20 protein-coding genes and 1 pseudogene are annotated in these 19,273 nt (G+C 71.1%); 8 read left to right on the forward strand and 13 right to left on the reverse strand.

The window, feature by feature from the left end; genetic code table 11:
- Positions 1 to 355: 355 nt before the first annotated feature.
- Positions 356 to 1,018, reverse strand: a complete 663-nt coding sequence (locus ACIRSU_RS02995) for a deoxynucleoside kinase (RefSeq protein ID WP_403788557.1) — start codon at positions 1,016 to 1,018, stop codon at positions 356 to 358.
- A gap of 443 nt (positions 1,019 to 1,461) precedes the next feature.
- On the opposite strand from ACIRSU_RS02995, the pseudogene ACIRSU_RS03000 reads away from it, so the two are divergent.
- Both ACIRSU_RS03000 and ACIRSU_RS03005 read left to right on the forward strand, forming a co-directional pair.
- A pseudogene (locus ACIRSU_RS03000) lies at positions 1,462 to 1,566 on the forward strand (ABC transporter permease); the annotation flags it as partial.
- Between the two features lie 111 nt (positions 1,567 to 1,677).
- Complete coding sequence (locus ACIRSU_RS03005; protein WP_403788559.1) at positions 1,678 to 3,441, forward strand: ABC transporter substrate-binding protein; 1,764 nt, start codon at positions 1,678 to 1,680, stop codon at positions 3,439 to 3,441.
- 120 nt (positions 3,442 to 3,561) lie between these two features.
- Here ACIRSU_RS03005 and ACIRSU_RS03010 read toward each other — a convergent pair whose 3' ends face one another.
- Both ACIRSU_RS03010 and ACIRSU_RS03015 read right to left on the reverse strand, forming a co-directional pair.
- The gene (locus tag ACIRSU_RS03010) at positions 3,562 to 4,008 is read right to left on the reverse strand and encodes an MscL family protein (RefSeq protein ID WP_403788561.1); all 447 of its coding nucleotides are present in this window, start codon (positions 4,006 to 4,008) and stop codon (positions 3,562 to 3,564) included.
- 257 nt (positions 4,009 to 4,265) lie between these two features.
- Positions 4,266 to 5,039 (reverse strand): GNAT family N-acetyltransferase, encoded by a 774-nt coding sequence (locus tag ACIRSU_RS03015; RefSeq protein WP_403788563.1) that lies wholly within the window; start codon positions 5,037 to 5,039, stop codon positions 4,266 to 4,268.
- Positions 5,040 to 5,313: 274 nt separating this feature from the next.
- Here ACIRSU_RS03015 and ACIRSU_RS03020 point away from each other — a divergent pair, with 274 nt between their 5' ends.
- Positions 5,314 to 5,718 (forward strand): FKBP-type peptidyl-prolyl cis-trans isomerase, encoded by a 405-nt coding sequence (locus ACIRSU_RS03020; RefSeq protein ID WP_403788565.1) that lies wholly within the window; start codon positions 5,314 to 5,316, stop codon positions 5,716 to 5,718.
- Positions 5,719 to 5,762: 44 nt separating this feature from the next.
- Here the strand turns inward: ACIRSU_RS03020 and ACIRSU_RS03025 are convergent, their stop codons facing one another.
- The gene (locus tag ACIRSU_RS03025; protein WP_403788567.1) at positions 5,763 to 6,497 is read right to left on the reverse strand and encodes a DUF899 domain-containing protein; all 735 of its coding nucleotides are present in this window, start codon (positions 6,495 to 6,497) and stop codon (positions 5,763 to 5,765) included.
- 402 nt (positions 6,498 to 6,899) lie between these two features.
- Between ACIRSU_RS03025 and pstS the strand changes: the two genes are divergently transcribed.
- Positions 6,900 to 8,021 carry a phosphate ABC transporter substrate-binding protein PstS gene (gene pstS, locus ACIRSU_RS03030; RefSeq protein ID WP_403788569.1) on the forward strand — a complete coding sequence of 374 codons (1,122 nt, stop codon included), beginning with the start codon at positions 6,900 to 6,902 and terminating at the stop codon, positions 8,019 to 8,021.
- A gap of 109 nt (positions 8,022 to 8,130) precedes the next feature.
- Here pstS and rpsR read toward each other — a convergent pair whose 3' ends face one another.
- Genes rpsR through rpmG form a run of 4 tightly spaced genes read right to left on the reverse strand, consistent with a single transcriptional unit; the run spans position 8,131 to position 10,017 of the window.
- A complete protein-coding gene (rpsR, locus tag ACIRSU_RS03035; RefSeq protein ID WP_403788571.1) occupies positions 8,131 to 8,367 on the reverse strand; it encodes a 30S ribosomal protein S18 in 237 nt (78 codons plus the stop codon).
- 43 nt (positions 8,368 to 8,410) lie between these two features.
- Positions 8,411 to 9,544, reverse strand: a complete 1,134-nt coding sequence (locus tag ACIRSU_RS03040; RefSeq protein WP_403788573.1) for a CobW family GTP-binding protein — start codon at positions 9,542 to 9,544, stop codon at positions 8,411 to 8,413.
- 17 nt (positions 9,545 to 9,561) lie between these two features.
- Entirely contained in the window at positions 9,562 to 9,807 is a 246-nt protein-coding gene (locus tag ACIRSU_RS03045; protein WP_041132231.1) for a type B 50S ribosomal protein L31, read from the reverse strand.
- Positions 9,808 to 9,852: 45 nt separating this feature from the next.
- On the reverse strand, positions 9,853 to 10,017 hold the full coding sequence (gene rpmG, locus ACIRSU_RS03050; RefSeq protein WP_123456582.1) for a 50S ribosomal protein L33: 165 nt from the start codon (positions 10,015 to 10,017) through the stop codon (positions 9,853 to 9,855).
- A gap of 86 nt (positions 10,018 to 10,103) precedes the next feature.
- Here rpmG and rpmB point away from each other — a divergent pair, with 86 nt between their 5' ends.
- Positions 10,104 to 10,340, forward strand: coding sequence for a 50S ribosomal protein L28 (gene rpmB / locus ACIRSU_RS03055; protein WP_403788576.1), 237 nt, complete (start codon positions 10,104 to 10,106; stop codon positions 10,338 to 10,340).
- On the forward strand, positions 10,340 to 10,645 hold the full coding sequence (gene rpsN / locus ACIRSU_RS03060; RefSeq protein ID WP_403788578.1) for a 30S ribosomal protein S14: 306 nt from the start codon (positions 10,340 to 10,342) through the stop codon (positions 10,643 to 10,645). Before rpmB ends, rpsN begins: the two co-directional genes overlap by 1 nt.
- 124 nt (positions 10,646 to 10,769) lie before the next feature.
- Here the strand turns inward: rpsN and ACIRSU_RS03065 are convergent, their stop codons facing one another.
- Positions 10,770 to 12,695, reverse strand: a complete 1,926-nt coding sequence (locus tag ACIRSU_RS03065) for a putative Ig domain-containing protein (protein WP_403789383.1) — start codon at positions 12,693 to 12,695, stop codon at positions 10,770 to 10,772.
- A 371-nt stretch (positions 12,696 to 13,066) separates the two neighbouring features.
- Between ACIRSU_RS03065 and ACIRSU_RS03070 the strand changes: the two genes are divergently transcribed.
- Positions 13,067 to 13,885 (forward strand): TrmB family transcriptional regulator, encoded by an 819-nt coding sequence (locus tag ACIRSU_RS03070; protein WP_403788580.1) that lies wholly within the window; start codon positions 13,067 to 13,069, stop codon positions 13,883 to 13,885.
- 43 nt (positions 13,886 to 13,928) lie between these two features.
- Here ACIRSU_RS03070 and ACIRSU_RS03075 read toward each other — a convergent pair whose 3' ends face one another.
- Positions 13,929 to 14,177 (reverse strand): hypothetical protein, encoded by a 249-nt coding sequence (locus tag ACIRSU_RS03075; protein ID WP_403788582.1) that lies wholly within the window; start codon positions 14,175 to 14,177, stop codon positions 13,929 to 13,931.
- A gap of 174 nt (positions 14,178 to 14,351) precedes the next feature.
- Positions 14,352 to 14,969, reverse strand: a complete 618-nt coding sequence (locus ACIRSU_RS03080) for a DNA polymerase ligase N-terminal domain-containing protein (RefSeq protein ID WP_403788584.1) — start codon at positions 14,967 to 14,969, stop codon at positions 14,352 to 14,354.
- 163 nt (positions 14,970 to 15,132) lie between these two features.
- Between ACIRSU_RS03080 and ACIRSU_RS03085 the strand changes: the two genes are divergently transcribed.
- On the forward strand, positions 15,133 to 15,771 hold the full coding sequence (locus ACIRSU_RS03085; RefSeq protein WP_403788586.1) for an endonuclease: 639 nt from the start codon (positions 15,133 to 15,135) through the stop codon (positions 15,769 to 15,771).
- Positions 15,772 to 15,835: 64 nt separating this feature from the next.
- Here ACIRSU_RS03085 and ACIRSU_RS03090 read toward each other — a convergent pair whose 3' ends face one another.
- Both ACIRSU_RS03090 and ACIRSU_RS03095 read right to left on the reverse strand, forming a co-directional pair.
- Positions 15,836 to 17,620 (reverse strand): FAD-dependent oxidoreductase, encoded by a 1,785-nt coding sequence (locus ACIRSU_RS03090; protein WP_403788588.1) that lies wholly within the window; start codon positions 17,618 to 17,620, stop codon positions 15,836 to 15,838.
- Positions 17,621 to 17,771: 151 nt separating this feature from the next.
- Positions 17,772 to 19,112 carry a cytochrome P450 gene (locus ACIRSU_RS03095; RefSeq protein ID WP_403788590.1) on the reverse strand — a complete coding sequence of 447 codons (1,341 nt, stop codon included), beginning with the start codon at positions 19,110 to 19,112 and terminating at the stop codon, positions 17,772 to 17,774.
- Between the last annotated feature and the right edge of the window lie 161 nt (positions 19,113 to 19,273).

Here is a 19,273-nt window from a genome sequence, read left to right on the forward strand (position 1 = left end):
CATACATCGGTCATTCGAACGAGCGGGCTAGCCGCGACAGACCCCTCCGTGAACGCGTTCTCCCAGGTCAGGAACGGGTTACCAATGAGTTCCGCGAGTGCGGATGCACGTTCAACGAGCCGTCGGCGGCGAATCCCCGACGGAAAAGTCACGCGACCACCAGAACTCCTCCATAACTCTCCGGAGGACATTTCCATTGATGACCGGCGGTCTTGGACGCGACGGGGCAGATCGGCGGGGCCCCGGGCGGCTGGGCGTCGGAGCGCGGCCTTGGCCTGGGCGACGAGGTCGGCGAACTGCCAGGATCTCGGATCCAGGATTCGAGATCCTGGATCCGAGATCCTGGCCGAGAACCTCAGGCGCGGCGCCTGGCGGTGGCCAGGGCGTCCTTGACCTCCTGTACCACGCGGGCGGCGTCATCGGGCCTGTTCACCACGTCGGTGTGGTTCATGTCGATGACGAGGACCTCGCTGGCCGAGTAGTGCTTGTGGACCCAGTCGTCGTAACCGGACCACAGCGTGCGGTAGTACTCCACGAGGGCCTCGTCCTGCTCGAAGTCGCGGCCGCGCAGCCCGATGCGCTTGAGCACCGTCTCGAAGTCCGCCTTGAGGTACACCATGAGGTCGGGCGCCTTGCGGTACGGGAGGCTGTCTATCTCGCGCATCATCTCGTTCAGCAGCCCCTCGTACACCTGCATCTCGAGGGAGCTGATGCGGCCCAGGTCGTGATTGACCTTGGCGAAGTACCAGTCCTCGTAGATGGACCGGTCGAGGACGTTGTCGCCCTGCTTGTACGCCTCCTTGATCGCGGCGAACCGCGTCTGCAGGAAGTAGAGCTGGAGCAGGAAGGGGTAGCGCTTGGCCTGGATCTCCTCGGGGCTCGCCGTGTAGAACAGCGGCAGGATCGGGTTGTCGTCCACGCTCTCGTAGAAGACGTCACTGCCGAGCTCCTTCGCGAGCAGCTCGGCCACGCTCGTCTTGCCGATCCCGATCATGCCTCCGACGCAGATCACTGACATACCTCACTTCTCCTTGGGAACTCTGTTCGCGGCGAGAGCCGGGCCACCCGCGCCGTCCGAGCACGTTGCGGCGGTCACTCGATTCCCCAGGATCTTCACGATCGGTGTCACGTGGTCCCCCGTCCGGGCTGAGCCCCGACGCGGGCCGTCGTCCTCGGCCGGCCCCACAGTCCGTTGCGCGGGTGCCGCCCAGAAGAACGAGCCATCGCCTCGCGGCCGCTCAGAAGCATAGATGACGACTCACCCGCATCGGCCTGGCGAGGCGTCCACCGAGGCCGTCGCCCTGAGGGAGGGAGGCGAGGAAGCCGATGACGGAGGCTTCGGGTGCGCGCCGGCGCCGCACCCGCGGGAGTGGGTGGCCCCAGGACCTGCGCCAAGCCGCGTTGCGGTACATGAGGCCGGCCTTCCCGCAGCGGCTCTTCACCATCTGCTGGGCACGGTCTCTGTTCCTGATCTTCCCCGGGCTCGCGATCTTCATTACCGTGCATGCGTCCAACCTCTTCGGGGACGGCGTGCGTGACGCGCTCGACCCGAAGGGCTCCCGCTGACCGTACGCCGCTCCCCCGCAAGACCAGCCCCTGCCGCTGTCGACAGGAGGCGAATCCCCCAACGGCGGACCACCACAAGAGGACCCGCCACTACTTCGGAGGTTGCTCGTCATGACTCTGGACAGATCCCAGAGGCGCAGAGTCGCCGCGGGTGCGCTGCTCGCGGCGGCCACGATGGTCGTCACCACCGCCTGTGGCGGCGGCAGCGCCGGCGACAAGGGCAAGGGCAGTGCGCCCGGCTTCAACGCCGCGGTGAACAAGGTCGCCAGCGCCTCCGCCAAGAAGGGCGGCGAGCTGAAGTTCATCGGTGCGCAGGAGGCCGACAGCTGGGACCCGCAGCGCGGTTACTACACCTTCATGTGGAACTTCTCCCGTTACTATGCGCGCCAGTTGGTCACCTTCAAGCCCGTGCCCGGCGCCGGTTCCACCGAGCCGGTCCCGGACCTCGCCACCGACACCGGCAAGGTCTCGGCCGACGGCCTGACCTACACCTTCACGCTGAAGGACGGGGTCACCTGGGAGGACGGCAAGCCGATCACCTCCAAGGACGTCAAGTACGGCATCGAGCGCATCTGGGCGCAGGACGTCATCTCCGGCGGGCCGGTCTACCTCCAGCGAGCCCTCGACCCCAAGGGCGAGTACAAGGGTCCGTACAAGGACACCGCCCCGGACAAGCTCGGCCTGGCCGCCATCCAGACGCCGGACGACAAGACCATCGTCTTCAAGCTGCCGGTCGCGAACGGCGACTTCCTGCAGATGCTGGCCATGCCGACCGCGTCCCCGGTCCGCCAGGACAAGGACACCAAGGCCCAGTACGGCCTGCACCCGTTCTCCTCGGGCCCGTACAAGTGGGACTCGTACACCCCGAACAAGTCCCTGAAGCTGGTCCGCAACGACAAGTGGGACCCGAAGTCGGACAACGTCCGCAAGGCCCTGCCGGACAAGATCAGCATCACGTTCACCACGAACGCCGACGACATGGACAACCGCCTGGTCGAGGGCGAGTACGACCTCGACCTCAACGCGACCGGTGTCGGCGCCGCCGCCCGCCAGAAGGTGCTCCAGGAGCACAGGGAGAACGTCGACAACCCGCAGACCGGCTTCATCCGGTACGCGGTGTTCCCACAGACGGTCATCCCGAACATCGAGTGCCGCAAGGCCATCATCTACGCGGCCGACTCCAAGTCCCTGCAGACCGCGCGCGGCGGCCCGCAGGCCGGTGGCGACATCGCCCCCAACATGCTCCCGCCGGCCATCAAGGGCTCCGACCCCACGGCCGACCCGTACGGCAAGCTCTCCGGCGCCCCCGACCTGGCCAAGGCCAAGGAGGCGCTGAAGAAGTGCGGTAAGCCGAACGGCTTCAAGACGACGATCGCGGTCCGCAACAACAAGAAGATCGAGATCGCCACCGCCGAGTCGCTGCAGAACTCGCTGAAGGCCGTCGGCATCGACGCCCAGATCGACGCCTTCGACGGCGCCCAGACCGCCGGCATCATCGGTTCGCCCAAGGTGGTCAAGGAGAAGGGCTACGGCATCATCATCCAGGGCTGGGGCGCCGACTTCCCGACCGGCCAGGGCTACCTGCAGCCGCTCGTGGACGGCCGCTTCATCCTGCAGTCCGGCAACTACAACTTCTCCGAGCTGAACGACCCGGCCGTCAACGGCCTGTTCGACAAGGCGCTGAAGGAGACCGACCCGGACAAGGCCGGCGAGATCTACAAGCAGATCAACACGAAGGTGTCGGAGGACGCGCTCTACCTGCCCTTCACCTTTGAGAAGAACATCATCTGGCGCAGCTCGCGACTGACCAACGTCTACACGGCCGGCGCCTACAGCGGCCAGTACGACTACGCGTCGCTCGGCGTCGTGAAGTAGTCGTAGCCGGACCCTTCCGATACGTCGGCCGGGGCGACCGATCGGGTCCCCCGGCCGTCGGCACGGCCGGCGAAAGCGCGCTCGTAGCGGGTGCGACCTCCCGAGACCTGGCCGCCGGTTCTAGGCAGTCGTTCCGGTGGTGATGGTCGGGGGCTGCTCGGTGGCGCAGTGGAGGCACTTACTCGCAGCCGCGGGGAGGTCTTCGGAGAGACAGGCGGGGCAGGTCTTGACGGGGCCGGGTTCGCCGAATGCCCTGACGCCGCGGCGGGCCTGGTAGTGCTTGTACGGCACGACGATGAGGAAGTAGACGACCGCCATGAAAATGATGAAGTAGATCAGGGCGGAGATGAACTGTCCGATGTCGAGGTAGGTCGCCTGGTTGCCCGCGTCGCCGAGCTGCCAGCCGAGCCCCAGGGACTTGCCGCCCTGGAAGCGGCTGACGATCGGGTTGATCACGAAGTCCGTGAAGGCTTTGATCAGGGTCGAGAAGGCCAGCGCGATGACCAGTCCGACGGCGATGGTGATGATGTCGCCACGCATGAGGAAGTTCTTGAAGCCTTTGAGCACCGTCCGCTTCCTTTCCTGGGTGTCCGCATGCCCGGCATCGGACTGGGCGGGAACGTGCTCAGCAGCTAATCGCAGCCGCCCGGACCCATACGGGAGCCACGACGCCATGACGCACGGACGGCCGCAGCGCGCTGCCTCGCCCGGGACCCGGTTCGATTCGCACCATCCGCGCTCGAACGAAGAAGGCCCAGGTCAGTGACCTGGGCCTGGCTCATCGCGCTGTCGTTTCGAAGCCGGCCGGCTTCACCGCACCGCTGTCACTGGGACGCCCACCACGTCGACGGCGCCGCCGCGACGTACCCCAGCGACTCGTACAGCGGCCGGCCCAGCTTCGACGAGGTGAGCGTGAGCGGGAGGTCCGCCAGGTGGGTGAGGGAGCCGAGCATGACGGCACGGCCCACGCCGCGCGACCGGAAGGCCGGCGACGTGCCGAGCCAGTAGTGGCTGCCGACGCCGTCGTCCACGACGCTGACGGCGGCTCCGGCGGGGACGCCGTCACGCGTGGCGACGAACACGTCCACGCCGGGCTGCTCGATCAGCGCCGTCGGGAACAGCTCGCCGGGACGGTAGGGCTCGAATCCGGCCAGTTCGAAGCCCTCGATCACGATCCGCTCGGCCGCCTGGAGATCCTCGGCGCGCCGTACCCGGAACACGTCCGGGTCCGGCACCGGTTCGCCGACGGGCCCCGGCGGGCGCAGCATGACCGGCATCTGCCAGTTGCGCATGCCCAGGTGGCTCAGGTCGGTCGAGCTGAACGGATCCTCGGCGTTCACCGGACCTGCGGCCCCGCGTACCAGCTCGCCGATCTCGGCCAGTTCGCCCGGGTCGAGGTCCGGCTCCTGGATCAGGATCCGCAGGCCGGCGCGGGCGTCCCCGTCGACCGCGACGAATCCGCGACGCCGGATGACCTCGTGCCCCCGGCTGTGGCCGGTCGCGGTCCAAAAGGCGGCGGAGTTACGGGCCTGACGCGTCGGCGCCTCGGCCAGGGTGACGGACATGGGCGGGTCGGCCTGCGTGGATCGTGTGGTCATTGCGCCTACGGTACCGGGCAATGGCCGCACTACGGGGGCCAATTGCGTGCGAGCCGACTGGGCCACCTGTGCGGCCGGACGAGCCTGCAGCGCCAGGGCGGCGACTTGGGCGTTCGGGCCCGGCCGAAAGGTCTCTTCCCGGATGGCAGAGGCAGGCCCGACGGTCTCCTCCCGGACGGTGAGGGCGCCGGGTCGGGCGCGCTGCGGGATCGGCTTTGTCGGTAGTGTGACAATTCGCTGCACGCGGTTTCCGGCGGATAGTGATGAGGGTGCGATGAGTGAGCCGACGAAGCCCGAGGTCGACGCTCCGGAGGGTGACGCACCTACCGAGCTGACCGTCCGGGACCTGGTCGTCGGGGACGGGGTCGAGGTCAAGGCGGGCATGGTGGTCAGGGTCCACTATGTCGGGGTGACCTTCGAGTCCGGGAAGGAGTTCGACGCGTCCTGGGACCGGGGCGAGCCGTTCAAGTTCGCCCTGGGCAGTGGCAGGGTCATCAAGGGCATGGACCGGGGCGTGCGGGGGATGAAGGTCGGCGGCCGGCGCGAGATCATCGTTCCCCCGCGTCTCGGCTACGGCAAGGAGTCGCCCTCACCGTTGATCCCGGCGGGCTCGACCCTGATCTTCGTGGTGGACCTGCTCGACTCGTACTCCGGCACAGCCGGTTGGAGCAATCCCTGACACTCCTCTCCTGAACGAAAGGCCGCTCTCTCTCAGGTCTTCTCTCAGGTGTCCTCGTACTCGTCGTGGCGGCGCAGCCAGTGGGTCTCCTCGCCCTCCTCGTGGCGGCCCAGCGGGGTGCGGTCGAGGAGGCCGTAGTAGGCCATGGCGGGCTCCAGGCCGCGGGCGCTGGTGACGTACGTCCGGTAGACCGTGCCGTCCGACTTTGCGTAGCAGCTCAGCCCGGGGCCCTCGGTGACGTAGCCGAGCACGTCCGTGCCGCACGCCTCGGCCATCTGGCTCACGGTCGCGGGAATCCCGCCCTGGAGGAACGGCCTCAGCTCCTCCTCCGTGTGCTGGAAGCCGAGGTCGCGGTGGAAGTCGCCGCCACCCGCAGAGACCCAGTCGAACTTCCAGCCCATCCGCTCCCGGTAGGCGAGGAGCTTCTCGACCGGCGCACGCGAGGAGCAGATCAGCGTCACGTCGCGAGCCTTCAGATGAACCGCGTTGGGATCGAGGGTGTCCGCTATCGAGGAGCACACCGGACATCCGGCCTCGTAGGGCGGGCCGAACATGAAGTGGTAGACGAGCAGCTGTGAGCGCCCCGCGAAGAGGTCCGCGAGCGACCTGGTGCCGCCCTCGGTCTCGAAGCGGTAGTCCTTCTCGACCCGTACCCAGGGAAGGTCCCTCCGCTTCCGCGCGAGCTCGTCACCGCGCCGCGTGAGTTCCTTCTCCTGCACGAGGAGCTCCTTTCGGGCTGCCTCGAACTCCTCCTGCGTGCCGACCTTGTGCTCGTGCATCGCCTGTCCCTCCTGTGCGGGAGGAGAGCACCCCGTCGCGCCGGGCGGGCTCCTGGGCTGGTGGGACGGAGGTGCCGGTGGTGCGGCCCGGTGTGCTGCCGGCGAGAATCCGAACGTCGCGCTCTTCGGTCCGGACCCCGGGAGCTTCTCCTCCTTCAAGGCTAGAGGCAGCCCATGCTTCTGCCATGTGGCAGCGGGAGCAGGCGGGGGGCCTCAACGTGAGGGTTTCGTCACGTTCCGCGTTGACCCCCGAAGAGCTGCGGGGCCCTGTGCGGCCGAACGGAGCCCTCGCTCACCTGGAAGCCGGCCGGGTGACGTCTGCCGTTCACCTTCCCGCCATCCCGCCTCCGGAACATCAGTGATCATCTGAGCGACATCCAGGTACACCCAAGGAGGATCACGGTGCGTTTCCGGCGTTCGGGACGGTCCGGCCGATCGAGAGCGGCCACCGCAGTGGCGCTGGGCGGCGCGCTGCTCGCCGGCTGCGCGGGCGGCTCCGACGGGGCGGACAAGCCGCCGTCGACGGAAGCCGCGCCGCACGTCGAATGCGCCGCGTCGGGACAGGTGAGCGGGTCGGGTTCGTCCGCCCAGCAGAACGCGATGGAGCGCTGGATCCGGCAGTACCAGCTCGCCTGCAAGAACGTCCAGGTCGCCTACAACCCGCTCGGATCGGGGGCGGGCGTCGCCCAGTTCCAGCGCGGCGCGACCACGTTCGGGGGCACGGACCAGGCGCTGAGCCCGGAGGACGTGGATTCCACCAAGGACGTGTGCGCCGGGGGGCGCGCCATCGACCTGCCCATGGCCGGCGGCCCGGTCGCCATCGGCTACAACGTGCCCGGAGTCAGCGATCTCGTCCTCGACGCGCCGACCCTCGCCCGGATCTTCGACGGGCGGATCACCCGGTGGGACGACCCGTCGATCCAGCGCCTCAACCCCGGTACGACGCTGCCGGACATCGACGTGATCCCGCTGCACCGCGCGGACGACTCCGGCACCACGCAGAACTTCAACGCCTACCTCAGGGGCGCGGCACGGAAGTCCTGGCCGTACCCGGCCGACAAGAAGTGGCAGGCCCAGGGCGGTCAGTCGGCCAGTGGTTCGGACGGTGTCTCCCGTGCGGTGACGCAGTCCGAGGGCGCGATCGGCTACTTCGAGCTGTCCTTCGCCGTGGAACGGAAGATCGCGACGGTCCGCATCGCCACCGGCGCCACCGAACCGGTCCCACCGACCCCCCGGAGCGCGTCGCTGGGCATCGCCCAGGCCGAGATCACGGGCGAAGGCAAGGACCTCACGCTGAAACTCGACTACCGGACCAGGGCCGAGGGCGCGTACCCGATCGTGCTCGTGACGTACGAGATCGTCTGCGACACCGGCAACCAGCCCGACGCGCTGCCCGCGCTCAAGTCCTTCCTCACGTACACCGCGAGCGAGGAGGGCCAGGCCGAGCTGGACGCGTACCACTACGCGCCGCTGCCCATGTCCGTGGCGACCGAGGTCCGCAAGGTCGTCAGCACGCTGTCCTGACCCACCTCGAACCCACTCCAGCCCACCTCGGCCGGGGCGCCGCCCCAGCCCCCGCCCCGGACGGCATCGTCAACGGCCGGCCCGCCATCGAGAGGGGCACCCCCGGACCTCAGCGGCCGGCGTACGGCAGGAGGGCCATTTCGCGTGCGTTCTTGATGGCGGTGGCGAGGGCGCGCTGTTGCTGGGCGGTCACTCGGGTGACGCGGCGGCTGCGGATCTTGCCTCGGTCGGAGATAAACTTCCGCAGCAGGTCGGTGTCCTTGTAGTCGATGTACGTGATGCCGGCCGCGTCGAGCGGGTTGGGGCGGGACTTCGCGGGCTTGCGGGGGTCGGGGCGTCGGGCCATGTCGCGGCTCCTTCGAGTGAGCGTTTCGGTGGGTCGTACGAGATCAGGCGGCGTCGAGCAGTGAGTCGAAGGCGGCGGGCAGGTGCTTCCACGCCTCGCGCCCTGCCCGGTATTCGGCGTCCGTCAGGAGGCAGGAGTCGAGGAGGCGTTCGAGTCCGTCGCGGTCGAGGCCGGGTGAGGTGAAGACGAGGTGCTGGCAGCGGTCGCCGTGCTCCGGGTGCCAGTCCAGCGCGGCGGCCGCGCGGCGCATCGGCGGGACCATCTCCCAGGCGGCGTCGGGCAGTGACGCCAGCCAGGGGCCGGCGTTCTCCACGGACAGCGCGCCGCCGGCCGCGTCCCAGGCGAGAAGCGTGTCGGGGCGGTCGGCGAGCCAGAACCGGCCGCGACTGCGGGCGGCCGCGCAGCACAGGTCCTCGAGCGCCTGGTAGAGGCGTTCGGGGTGGAAGGGGCGGTGGCGGCGCCAGACGTAGGTGGTGACGCCGGCCTCGTCGGCCTCCTGGGGCAGCAGTGCGCAGGCGGGGTGCTGGGCGGACGCCGCGGCCTCGACGTCGAAGCCGGCGAGCGCGGCTTCGGCGAGTTCGCCGGAACCGGCCGGCACGCGCCGCGCGGTGGGGTGCAGCTGGGCGAGGAGGGCGTGGTCCTCGTCGTCGGCGGCGGCGTTGTCGACGACGGCGAGGACGGGGGCGTACTCCAGCTGGCGGGCCCAGGTGTCGCCGACGGTCCGCTGGTCGGTGGGGGCGGCGGCGAGGCCGGCCTCGGCGAGGTCGTCGCCGTTACCGAGGCAGGGCAGGACGAGCGCGGGATCCACGGCCGTGATCACGTTCGTCAGGACCAGGTGGTCTCCGCTGTGGGCGGCGATGACCTCCGCCATGGCCTTCGGTTCGACCGAGTCCCACAACTCGACCACGGCGAGCCGGGTCAGGCCGCCGTCCGCCAGTCGTTTCAGCTCCGGGACCAGGTCCTCGCGCAGCGCGCAGCACGCGCAGTCGTTGACCAGGGGCGTCTCGGCGGAGGAGACGGTGCCGCCGGCGTCGCGGATCAACCGCAGGACGCTGCCGTCGGATGCCCCCGCCAGGTCGTGGTGCAGCGCCACGCTCCCCGGGACGGTGCACAGGAGCCGCTCGACGACCTCCTTGCGGGCGTCGGCGTGCAGTCCGGCGACGATCGCGACGGGCATCCCCTGTTCCCGGCCCATCAACGGGCCCCGTAGCGGCGCTGGAACTTCTCGACGCGGCCGGCGGTGTCGAGGACGCGGGCGGTGCCCGTGTAGAAGGGGTGGCTCGCGGAGGAGATCTCCACGTCCACGACCGGGTAGGTGTTGCCGTCCTCCCACTCGACGGTCTTGTCGCTGGTCATCGTGGAGCGGGTGAGGAAGGCGGTGCCGGAGGCGGAGTCGCGGAAGACGACGGGCTCGTAGGCGGGGTGGATTCCGGGCTTCATGGCAGGACCTTTCGTCGGGCGGGGGTCAGGAGTGGGGCGGGGTGGTCAGCGCTCTTCGCGGAAGTCGACGTGCCGGCCGGCGACCGGGTCGTACTTGCGCAGCACCAGGCGGTCGGGGTCGTTGCGCCGGTTCTTGCGCGTCACATAGGTGAAGCCGGTGCCCGCAGTGGAGCGGAGCTTGATGACGGGACGGATCTCGTTGCGTGCCATGCCGAGCAGTATATGGGAACGGTTTTCATTTCCAAATACGGTACCGTGAGCATCACACCCACCCCGCGAGAAAGGCGGCAGCATCCATGTCGGCCCACTGCCAACTGACCGGCGCCAAGCCGGGCTTCGGCAACACGATCTCCCACTCCCACCGGCGCACCTCGCGCCGTTTCGACCCGAACATCCAGCGCAAGCGCTACTGGCTGGCCGGCGAGGGTCGGCACGTCCGGCTCACCCTGAGCGCCAAGGCCATCAAGACGGTGGACGTGATCGGCGTCGAGGCGGCCGTGGCGCGGATCCGCGCACGCGGAGGGAAGGTCTGATGGCGAAGCGGAGCAAGATCGCGAAGAACGAGAGGCGCAAGGAGATCGTCGAGCGGTACGCCGCCCGGCGGGCCGAACTCAAGGAGATCATCCGCCGCCCGTCCTCCACCCCGGCCGAACGGGACGCCGCCCTGGCCGAGTTGCGGCGCCAGCCGCGCGACGCCAGCGCCACGCGCGTACGCAACCGCGACGCCGTGGACGGCCGCCCGCGCGGCTACCTGCGCAAGTTCGGCCTCTCGCGCGTGCGGGCACGACAGCAGGCACACGCCGGCTTCCTTCCGGGAGTGACCAAGTCCTCCTGGTAGAGGGGAAGTCGACCGCGCAACCGGCTCGGCGGCCGGGCGCGCTCTTGTCCGCCGGGGGCGGACGTGAGGAGGCGGGTCACCGCGCGCTCGCGCGGTGACCCGCCGTCGTCGTTCCTGACCGAGGTCAGCCGATGGTGAGCGCCGTGTCGTCGATGACGAACGAGGTCTGCAGGCTGGGGTCCTCGGTGCCGTTGAACTTGATGGTCACGGTCTGGCCCGCGAAGGAGGACAGGTCGAAGGTCTTCTGCGTGTAGCCGGTGTTCTTGTTGAGGTTGGAGTACGAGGCCAGGGTGGTGGAGTTGGCCTGGACCGTCAGCTTGTCGTAGGCGGTCGTGGTGGTCGTCTCCGCCGTGTCGATGTGCAGGTAGTAGGTGAGGGTGGCGTGGCAGCCGGCCGGGATGGTCACCGACTGGGACAGCGAGTCGGTGTGGCTGGAGCCGTAGCCGTTGAGCCATGCCTTCCAGGAGCCGGAGTGCGCGGCCTCGCTGCTGCTGTTGTCGACGACGCCGGCGGTGGCGGTCCAGGGGGCCGCGCTGCCGGTTTCGAAGCCGGCGTTGCCGAGCAGCTGGACCGGGGGGCAGCTGCTGCCGGCCGGGGTGATGGTCCAGGTGAAGGAGGTGCTGCCGCTCGCGTTGGTGGTGTCCTTGGCGCTGGCCGTCACGTTGTAGGTGCCCGTGGTGGTGGGCGTGCCGCTGATCAGGCCGGTGGAGGCGTTGATGGACAGGCCGGGCGGGAGTCCGGTGGCGCTGTAGGTGAGGGTCTGGCCGCTGGCGGAGTCGGTGGCTTGGATCTGCAGGGTGGTGGCGGTGTTGACGGTGGTGGAGCGGTTGCCGGGGTTGGTCACGGTGACGGTGTTGCCGCCGGTGGTTCCGCCGGTGAAGGCGGCGGTGCCGTTGGGCGTGCCGAGTCCGGTCGGCCCGTCGTAGCCGGACTTGGCGGTGCAGAGGTAGCTGCTGCCGCAGGAGCCGTTGGCGCCGCTGGTCACGTCGTTGAGCGAGGCGGTGTGGGCGTAGGGGTACGACGACGGGTACGAGCCTGCGGCCGGGGTGCCGGCGAGGGCGTACACGGCGGCGACGATCGGGGCGGAGGCGCTGGTGCCGCCGTAGACGTTCCAGCCACTGGCCTGGTAGCTGTCGTAGACCGCGAGGCCGGTGGCCGGGTCGGCGACGGCGGAGACGTCGGAGACGGTGCGCTTGGCGCAGCCGGTGTCGGTCTGCCAGGAGGGCTTGGTGGTGTAGGCGGAGCAGCCGGAGCCGGCGCCGTTGCCGCCGGAGCTGGTGCCCCAGACGGACTCGGACCAGCCACGCGAGGTGCCGCTCGCGCGGCTGAGGGAGGTGCCGCCGACCGAGGTGACGTACTGGGAGGCCGCCGGGTACTCGACACCGTAGCCGCTGTCGCCGGAGCTGACGGTGATGGCGACGCCGGGGTGGTTGAAGTACGAGGCGTCGGAGGCGGGGTCGGTGGAGTCCTCGCCGCCGCCGTAGCTGTTGGAGACGTACTTCGCGCCCATGGTCACGGCGCGGTTGACGGCGGCGCCCAGGTCCTCCATGGACGGCTGGTTCGCCTCGACGAGCAGGATGTGGCACTGCGGGCAGACGGCGCTGACCATGTCCACGTCGAGGGAGATCTCGCCGGCCCAGCCGGAGTCGGCGGTCGGGTAGTTGGTGCCGCCGTTCTGGTCGACCTTCTTGAAGCAGCCGTTGGCCGTGGTGCAGGCCGGCAGGCCGTACTGGGAGCGGTAGGCGGCCAGGTCGGACTCGGCGTTCGGGTCGTCGTAGGCGTCGATGATGGCGACCGTGGCCCCGGCGCCCGCGGCGGCCGGCAGGGCGTACGCGCTCTGCAGGTCAGCGGGGCCGTAGCCGGAGGGTACGAGGCCCGGCGCGAGGCTGATGTGCTGCTGGACGTCGGTGCGGGCGAGGGCGTGGCAGGCCATCGCGTGGGGCCCGGTGGGCTCGGAGCACAGGCGCCGAGTGTGCGCGGCCGCAGTGGCGGTGCCGCCGGTGGTGGCGGGTCCGGCCGCGGCGGCGGACGGGGCCGCGAAGGCGAGCATGCCGCCGGAGATCAGGGCTGCCGCGGAGAGTAACGCGGTCGCGCCGCGACGGCCGAGCCGTGCGGCTCTGTGGGACAGGGCGTTGCGCAAGGAACTGCCCTCCATGGGGGGTTGGGAGCCGCGTCGCAGGACTTCCGGACATGGCAGGTACATGACAGATCAAGGTCGCATGACATGTCGATCAGTCACGCCTGCCCGACCGGAGAGGCGACACGGGGTTGCTGATGGCACGCGTTCGGCGGTGCGAGAGCTGTCACCACGCGCAGTGGTGGCCAACGTCGAAGGTAGGGAGATTCACGGCGAGGGGACACCCGGCGAAAGGCAAAGGCTTGGCCCTGGTTCGGTGTTGCGCGCGTATACCGTGTCCTTCCATGGAGTCGGACGACAGTGCGGTCAACGATCTGGTAGCCCTGGGCCTTTCCCGCTACGAGGCGCTGGTCTACCTCACCCTGGTCCGGCGGGAGTCCTACACCGCCGCCGAGGCGGCGCGCGCCGCACAGGTCCCCCGACAGCGCGTCTACGACGTACTCGACGCCCTCGTACGGCGGCAGCTCGCCGTACCGCGTCCCGGCAGGGTCACCTCCTTCTCGGCGGTGGCCCCCGAACTGGCCCTGTCGCGGCTCATGGCGCGCCGGCGGCAGTCCCTGGAGCGCCTTGACCAGGTGTCGGCCGCGCTCACCCAGGCCCTCTCCCCCGTCTGGGCCGCCGGCCGGACGCACACCGACCCGCTCGACTACATCGAGGTCCTCCGCGACCCGCGGGCGATAGCCGCCCGGTTCGCGAGCATCCAGGAGCAGGCCACGCGGGAGCTCCTCAGCCTCTGCAAGCCGCCCTTCGTCGCTCCCCCGGCCAACAACGAGGGCATCGAGGCCGTCCGCAGGCTGCGCCGGGCCGGCGGCACCGCCCGCGCGGTCTACACCCTCGACGCCCTCGGCGACACCGAAGTCCTGGGGAACGTACGGCGGTTCGCGGCGGCCGGCGAGGAGTCGCGCTTCGCCCCGCAGCTCCCGCTCAAGCTCGTCGTCGCCGATGCCTCACTGGTCCTGTGCGACATGCCCGATCCGGTGGCCGACACCCACGCCACCACCGCCCTCTACATCGAGCACCCCGCACTGGCGAGCTGTCTGCGCATCGCCTTCCTCGCCGTCTGGGAGCAGGCCGAGACCATGCCCGGCACACGGGGCGACTGACGCGCCGACGCAACCGGGGGACGGCGCGGCCGAGGGGGTGGGGTCAGGTGCCGAAGTTCGTAGCGGGACCGGCGGCGGCCGTGGCGGGCCGCGGCGGCTCGGCCGGGCGTTCCTCCGCGCGTCGGCTGAGGCCCGTACCGATGTACACCTGCGCGGCGGCCGCTCCCAGCCCGACGACCAGGCAACCGGTCCACAGCGGCGCCACGCCCCACGCCTCGATCGCTCCGCCGCCGAGGGGGCGGTCGCGCAGGAGGGCGGCCCTCGCCCGCCAGCACCGCCTGATCACCGACATCGCTTCCGGTGCCGTCGCCGCCCTCCCGGTGGTCGCCGGCGTCACCGCGCCGTCCCGCCGTGCTCGCGGTCGCGCCGAACCCGGCCCGGCCGCCGGCCGGTTCGGCGACGAGGGCCGTGGGCTGCGCCGTTCGCGGTTTCCGCCGGCCGGCCGCGGAGAGCCGGTCCGGCGCGCTCACGCCTGCGCCTGCTCCTCCGCGGCGACCTGCTTGAGCGTCCGTCCGCTGCGCGCCGAGCGCGCGCGTCGCGGGTCGGGCGTGCCGCCGTGCGCGGTGTGGCCGTGCCTGACCAGCAGCCACGCCTCCCGCTCGCCGCCCGAGCCCGAACGGAACCGGGTGAGCGCCCACTCGCCGCGCAGCTTGTGGCCGGCCAGCCGGAAGGAAGCGTGGCCGGCGTCCAGCGCCTGGGCGAACGGGACCTCGTGGCCGCGTCCGTCGGTGCTGCGGTTCTCGTAGCCGCCCTCGTCCCAGATGATCACCGTGCCGGCGCCGTACTCGCCGTGGGCGATGGTCCCCTCGAAGTCGCGGTACTCCAGGGGGTGGTCCTCGGTGGGCATCGCCAGGCGCTTGTCGTGCGGGTCGCCGGACGGGCCCTTGGGGACCGACCAGGACTTGAGCACGCCGTCGACCTCCAGGCGGAAGTCGAAGTGCAGGGTGCCGGCGTCATGGATCTGGACCACGAAGACGGGCTCGTCGCCGGACCCGGCGCCGTCGCCGTCGCCGCCACTGGGCTCGCGGGTCTTGTGGAAGTCCCGTTTCCGCCGGTACTCCGCCAGGGTCTGCGGTCCGGGCATCGTCGCTCCTCCTGTACCGCCCCCGCGTCTACCCCGCGGTTCCCTTCCGACACGTTCGGTGCGACCGCTCCGGTGTGACGGTGACGATGCGGGGCAGCCGCCACGGCAGAGGCGTATGGCGCAGGACGCGTGCGGCGCGTACGAAATGCGAGGTGCCCAGGCGATGACACGCGACACGATCACGTCCAGGCTGCTGGCCGAGCACGGCCGGACGTACGCACAGGAGGCCGGCATCACGCTGCGCGACAAGCCCGCGCCGCTGTACCAGCTCCTGGTGCTCACGGTGCTCTGCTCGATCCGGATCAGCGCCGAGACCGCGACCAAGGCCGCCCGGGAGCTCTTCCGGGCCGGGCTCCGCACACCCCGGGCGATGGCCGACTCCGACTGGCAGGACCGGGTGGACGCCCTGGGCCGGGCCCACTACGTACGGTACGACGAGAGCACCGCCACGGCGCTCGGCGACGGGGCGCGACTGGTGCTCGAACGCTGGCACGGCGACCTCCGCCGGATGCGGGAGGAGGCCGGCGGCGACCCGGACGCGCTGCGTGAGCTGCTCCGGGAGGTGCCCCGGATCGGCCCGGTCGGCGCGGACATCTTCTGCCGGGAGGCCCAGGCGGTCTGGCCGGAGCTGCGCCCGTACTTCGACGACCGGGCGTGCGAGGTGGCGGAGGGCCTCGGGCTCCCGCACACCGCCCGCGGCCTGGGGCAGCGCGTGGCCCCGAAGGACCAGGCCAGGCTGGCCGCCGCCCTGGTCAGGGTCGGCCTGTCGAAGGACGCGGCGAAGAAGCTGCAGGCCGCGTGACGGCGCGTTGTACGTGCCTGCGCCGGGCGCCGGCCGCTGTGGTCGGCGCCGCGCCGTGAAGTCCTCAGCCCATGTCGAGCGCGTTGCGCAGACCGAGTCGGTAGCGCAGCCGGTCGTGGCGCTTGAGCGCCTCCAGCTCCGGAGGCCGGAAGAGCGGCTGCACCGTGCAGCGCGCGGCGGCCGAGCCGGTCCGGTCGAGGAGGGCGTTGACGGCCTGGCGGGCCGAGGCGTTGGCGCCCTCCATCGTGGCCAGGTCGATGTCGACGGCCACGTAGTCGCCGGCCAGGAAGAGGTTGGGGATCTTCGTGGCGGCCTTCGGACGGTTGTGGAAGGTGCCGACCGGATGGACGAGGAGCTGGTCCTCGTTGGTCGGGTTCGGCGTACCGAGGCCGTCGACGCCCGGGTCGAGGAACCAGGAGTGCAGCGCGCTGTCCTTCAGGACCGTGCGGCCCGTGTCGTTGAACGCGGCCTTCAACTGCGCCCACACCTCACGGGCGACCTCCGTGCGGGTGCACTGCTTGGCCGTCTTGCCGTAGAGGATGCCGGGCCGGTCCCACTCCGAGATGTCCACCGAGAGGCAGTCGACGGCGGCCCCGTCGCCGTAGTCGGCGGGAAAGTCCCGGGACGGCCAGTGCCGGGCCTGCTGGATCGCCGTCAGGGACCAGGGCGAGTCGATGCAGTTGGCGTGCCCGGCGAGCAGCGGCGCGTGTTCGGTGAGATAGAACTGGATGCCCGTCATCCAGTCCGTCTCCAACTTGTCGCACCGCGCCAGTTGCGGGTCCGCCGCCCGCAGCGCCGCACCCCAGGTCCGCCGGGCGTGCTCCACCGGCATCGCGGAGACGTAGTGATCGGCGGTCACCGAGCGGCGGACGCCCTGCGGGTCCTCGACGACGACCGAGCCGATCCGCCCGGCAGCGGAGTCGTGGACCAGCTCCCGTACGGTCCAGCCGAGACGGAACTCCACGCCGAGGCCGGTCAGATGCGCCACCCAGGGGTCGATCCAGGCCTCGTTGGTGGGCAGGTTCAGGATCCGGTCGAGGGGTCCGTCGGCGCCGCGCCCCAGGGCGTTGAAGGCGAAGGCCTCCAGGAGGGTGGCGACCGTGCGGGTGCTGGCCTCCTCGGCCTTCGTCGCGACGATGTTGCGGGTCAGCCCGACGGCCAGGATGCGCTGGTAGTCGTAGCTCATCCGCTCGGCCCGCAGGAACTCCCACCAGGGCGTCCGCTCCCACTCCTCGTCGCGCCGCTCGTCGCAGCTGGTCAGGAAGACGAGGAAGCGGTCGACGAAGTACGCGGCCTCGTGGAGCGGGATGGAGCGGGCGGTGTCGAGGAGGGCGGTCAGGGCGCGGCGGATCTCGTCGACGGTGAGCTCGGCGGGCCGGTGGCCCGGCCAGGGAAGCGGGATGCGCAGGTCCTCGCGCCCGGTCCGGGCGAAGGACATCTCGGCCGGAGCGACGAGGTTGTCCCAGACGCCGTTCGCGTTCCCGGGGAAGGGTATGCGACGCATCGTGTCGGGGAGGTTGTGGTAGATGCCGGGGATGAACCGGAAGCCGTGTTCGGCGGGCAGCGGGCGCCGGCTGCCGCGCGCGCTGTCCGGTACGTCCATGGAGCGGGCCTTGCCGCCCAGCGCCCGGCGCTCGTAGACGGTGACGCGGAAGCCGCGCTCGGCCAGTTCGTGGGCCGCGGTCAGGCCGGCGACTCCGCCGCCGAGCACGGCCACGGACTGCGGCGCGGTCGGCTCCGCCGCGACGGCCGGTACGGCGCCGAGGGCGGCCGCCCCGACGGTGACCGCTCCGGTCGCGGCGGCCGCGCCCGCCACGAAGGTGCGCCGCGAGCTGCCCGTACGGTCCATACCCCAACCCCTTTACCGGCGGTAACCCCATTCGACGCAGGAGCATAGGGCCGTCCCCCGAGTCCTGGAAGGCGCGTGCGGTCACCCGTTCGCACGTGGCGCGATCCAGCCCCCCGAGGGGAAACAGCGCGAGGCGAGGGTCCCCTGCCTGTCAGCGGCGCAGCATGCGCAGGCGTAGCCGGTGCGGCCGCAGGACCGTGGTCAGCCGCGCGGGGCGGTCGTCCACCGGTCCGGGCGCGGAGACCGGCCGCCAGCGGGCCAGCACGGTGGCGAGCGCGATCACCGCCTCGGCACGGGCGTAGTCGGCGCCGAGGCACTGGCGCGGCCCGTTGGCGAAACCGGCGAAGCCCCAGCGCGGCAGCGCGGCGGCCCGCTCGGGCAGCCAGCGGTCCGGGTCGAAACGGCCGGGGTCGGCGAAGATCCTCGGGTTGTGGTGGGCGACGTAGGGGCTGAGCAGCACCTGGCTGCCGCGCGGCAGGGTGCGTCCGCCCAGCTCGGCCTCGCGGGTACAGATGCGCAGGAGCACCCAGCCGGGCGGATGGAGCCGCAGCGCCTCGGTCAGCACCCGGGCGGTGTACGGCAGGAGGGGCAGGTCGGCCCAGTGGGCGGCGCGGCCGCCCGTCAGCACCGCGTCGAGCTCCGCCTGCACGGCGGACAGCACCTGCGGATGCCTCGTCAGCAGGCGCAGCGTCCAGCAGATCTGGGAGGCGGTGGTCTCCGAGCCGGCAAGGAGCAGGGTGACCACCTGGTCGTGCACCTCGGCGTCGGAGAGCGCCGTGCCGTCCTCGTCCCGGGCGGCAAGGAGACCGGCCAGCAGATCCTCCCCGCTGTGGTCCCCGGTCCGGCGGTCGCGCACCAGCTCGGCGACCGTCCGGCGCAGGGTGCGCACCGCCAGTCGGTAGCCGGGGCCCGCGGGCAGCAGCATCACGCGCCGCAGCGCGCCGGCGAACGCGGTCTCGAAGGCGTGCTGGAGGCGGTCGGCCAGCGCGTCGGGCGCCTCGGTGCCCAACAGGCTGCGCGCCACCACCCGCAGCGTGAACCGGTAGCAGGCCGGGAAGACCTCGACCACCTCACCGTGCCGCCAGGAACCGGCCAACTGCTCCGCCTCGCGGGTCATCACGGCGGCGTAGCCGGCCAGCCGCTCGGGCCGGAACTCGGGCTGCAGCATCCGCCGCTGGCGCCGGTGGTCGGCGTGCGCGCAGGTGGCGAGCCCGTTGCCGAGGACGCGCCGGAACCGCTGGTAGATCGGGCCGCCCTTGTCGAAGGTCCGGTCGTCCGCGTAGACCTGCCGCAGCAGTTCCGGATGGCAGGGCACCACCAGCCGGTTCGGCCCCAGCCGGACCTCCACCAGGTCCCCGAAGCCGGACAGGCCGCCGAGGAACGCCGCCGGATCCCGCACCAGGGCGGGCAGGTGCCCGAGCACCGGCACCGCCCCGGGCACGCCGGCACGGATGTACGTCGTGGTCGCGGCATCCCGCGCGGACGAGGACACGGCCTCAGCATAGGGGCGGCGGCGGACGACGCGGCCGACCGCCACGAGTGGCCAGGTACCCGGTGCGGGTACGTGGCCGGAAGGCATCAGCGCCCGGGGGCACGTGGCCGGTAACGGTGCCGGAGCCGGGCCGGATCAGCGCCCGGGGCCGCGCGGCCGGT

Source organism: Streptomyces sp. NPDC101160, assembly GCF_044768205.1.
GTDB lineage: Bacteria > Actinomycetota > Actinomycetes > Streptomycetales > Streptomycetaceae > Streptomyces.

Coding starts and splice junctions, on each gene's coding strand:
- ACIRSU_RS02995 (WP_403788557.1), bottom strand. CDS start 1,018: ATGTCAGTGATCTGCGTCGGAGGCATGATCGGGATCGGCAAGACGAGC.
- ACIRSU_RS03005 (WP_403788559.1), top strand. CDS start 1,678: ATGACTCTGGACAGATCCCAGAGGCGCAGAGTCGCCGCGGGTGCGCTG.
- ACIRSU_RS03015 (WP_403788563.1), bottom strand. CDS start 5,039: ATGACCACACGATCCACGCAGGCCGACCCGCCCATGTCCGTCACCCTG.
- ACIRSU_RS03020 (WP_403788565.1), top strand. CDS start 5,314: ATGAGTGAGCCGACGAAGCCCGAGGTCGACGCTCCGGAGGGTGACGCA.
- ACIRSU_RS03025 (WP_403788567.1), bottom strand. CDS start 6,497: ATGCACGAGCACAAGGTCGGCACGCAGGAGGAGTTCGAGGCAGCCCGA.
- rpsR (WP_403788571.1), bottom strand. CDS start 8,367: ATGGCCCGACGCCCCGACCCCCGCAAGCCCGCGAAGTCCCGCCCCAAC.
- ACIRSU_RS03040 (WP_403788573.1), bottom strand. CDS start 9,544: ATGCCCGTCGCGATCGTCGCCGGACTGCACGCCGACGCCCGCAAGGAG.
- ACIRSU_RS03045 (WP_041132231.1), bottom strand. CDS start 9,807: ATGAAGCCCGGAATCCACCCCGCCTACGAGCCCGTCGTCTTCCGCGAC.
- rpmG (WP_123456582.1), bottom strand. CDS start 10,017: ATGGCACGCAACGAGATCCGTCCCGTCATCAAGCTCCGCTCCACTGCG.
- rpmB (WP_403788576.1), top strand. CDS start 10,104: ATGTCGGCCCACTGCCAACTGACCGGCGCCAAGCCGGGCTTCGGCAAC.
- rpsN (WP_403788578.1), top strand. CDS start 10,340: ATGGCGAAGCGGAGCAAGATCGCGAAGAACGAGAGGCGCAAGGAGATC.
- ACIRSU_RS03065 (WP_403789383.1), bottom strand. CDS start 12,695: ATGCTCGCCTTCGCGGCCCCGTCCGCCGCCGCGGCCGGACCCGCCACC.
- ACIRSU_RS03070 (WP_403788580.1), top strand. CDS start 13,067: ATGGAGTCGGACGACAGTGCGGTCAACGATCTGGTAGCCCTGGGCCTT.
- ACIRSU_RS03075 (WP_403788582.1), bottom strand. CDS start 14,177: ATGTCGGTGATCAGGCGGTGCTGGCGGGCGAGGGCCGCCCTCCTGCGC.
- ACIRSU_RS03080 (WP_403788584.1), bottom strand. CDS start 14,969: ATGCCCGGACCGCAGACCCTGGCGGAGTACCGGCGGAAACGGGACTTC.
- ACIRSU_RS03085 (WP_403788586.1), top strand. CDS start 15,133: ATGACACGCGACACGATCACGTCCAGGCTGCTGGCCGAGCACGGCCGG.
- ACIRSU_RS03090 (WP_403788588.1), bottom strand. CDS start 17,620: ATGGACCGTACGGGCAGCTCGCGGCGCACCTTCGTGGCGGGCGCGGCC.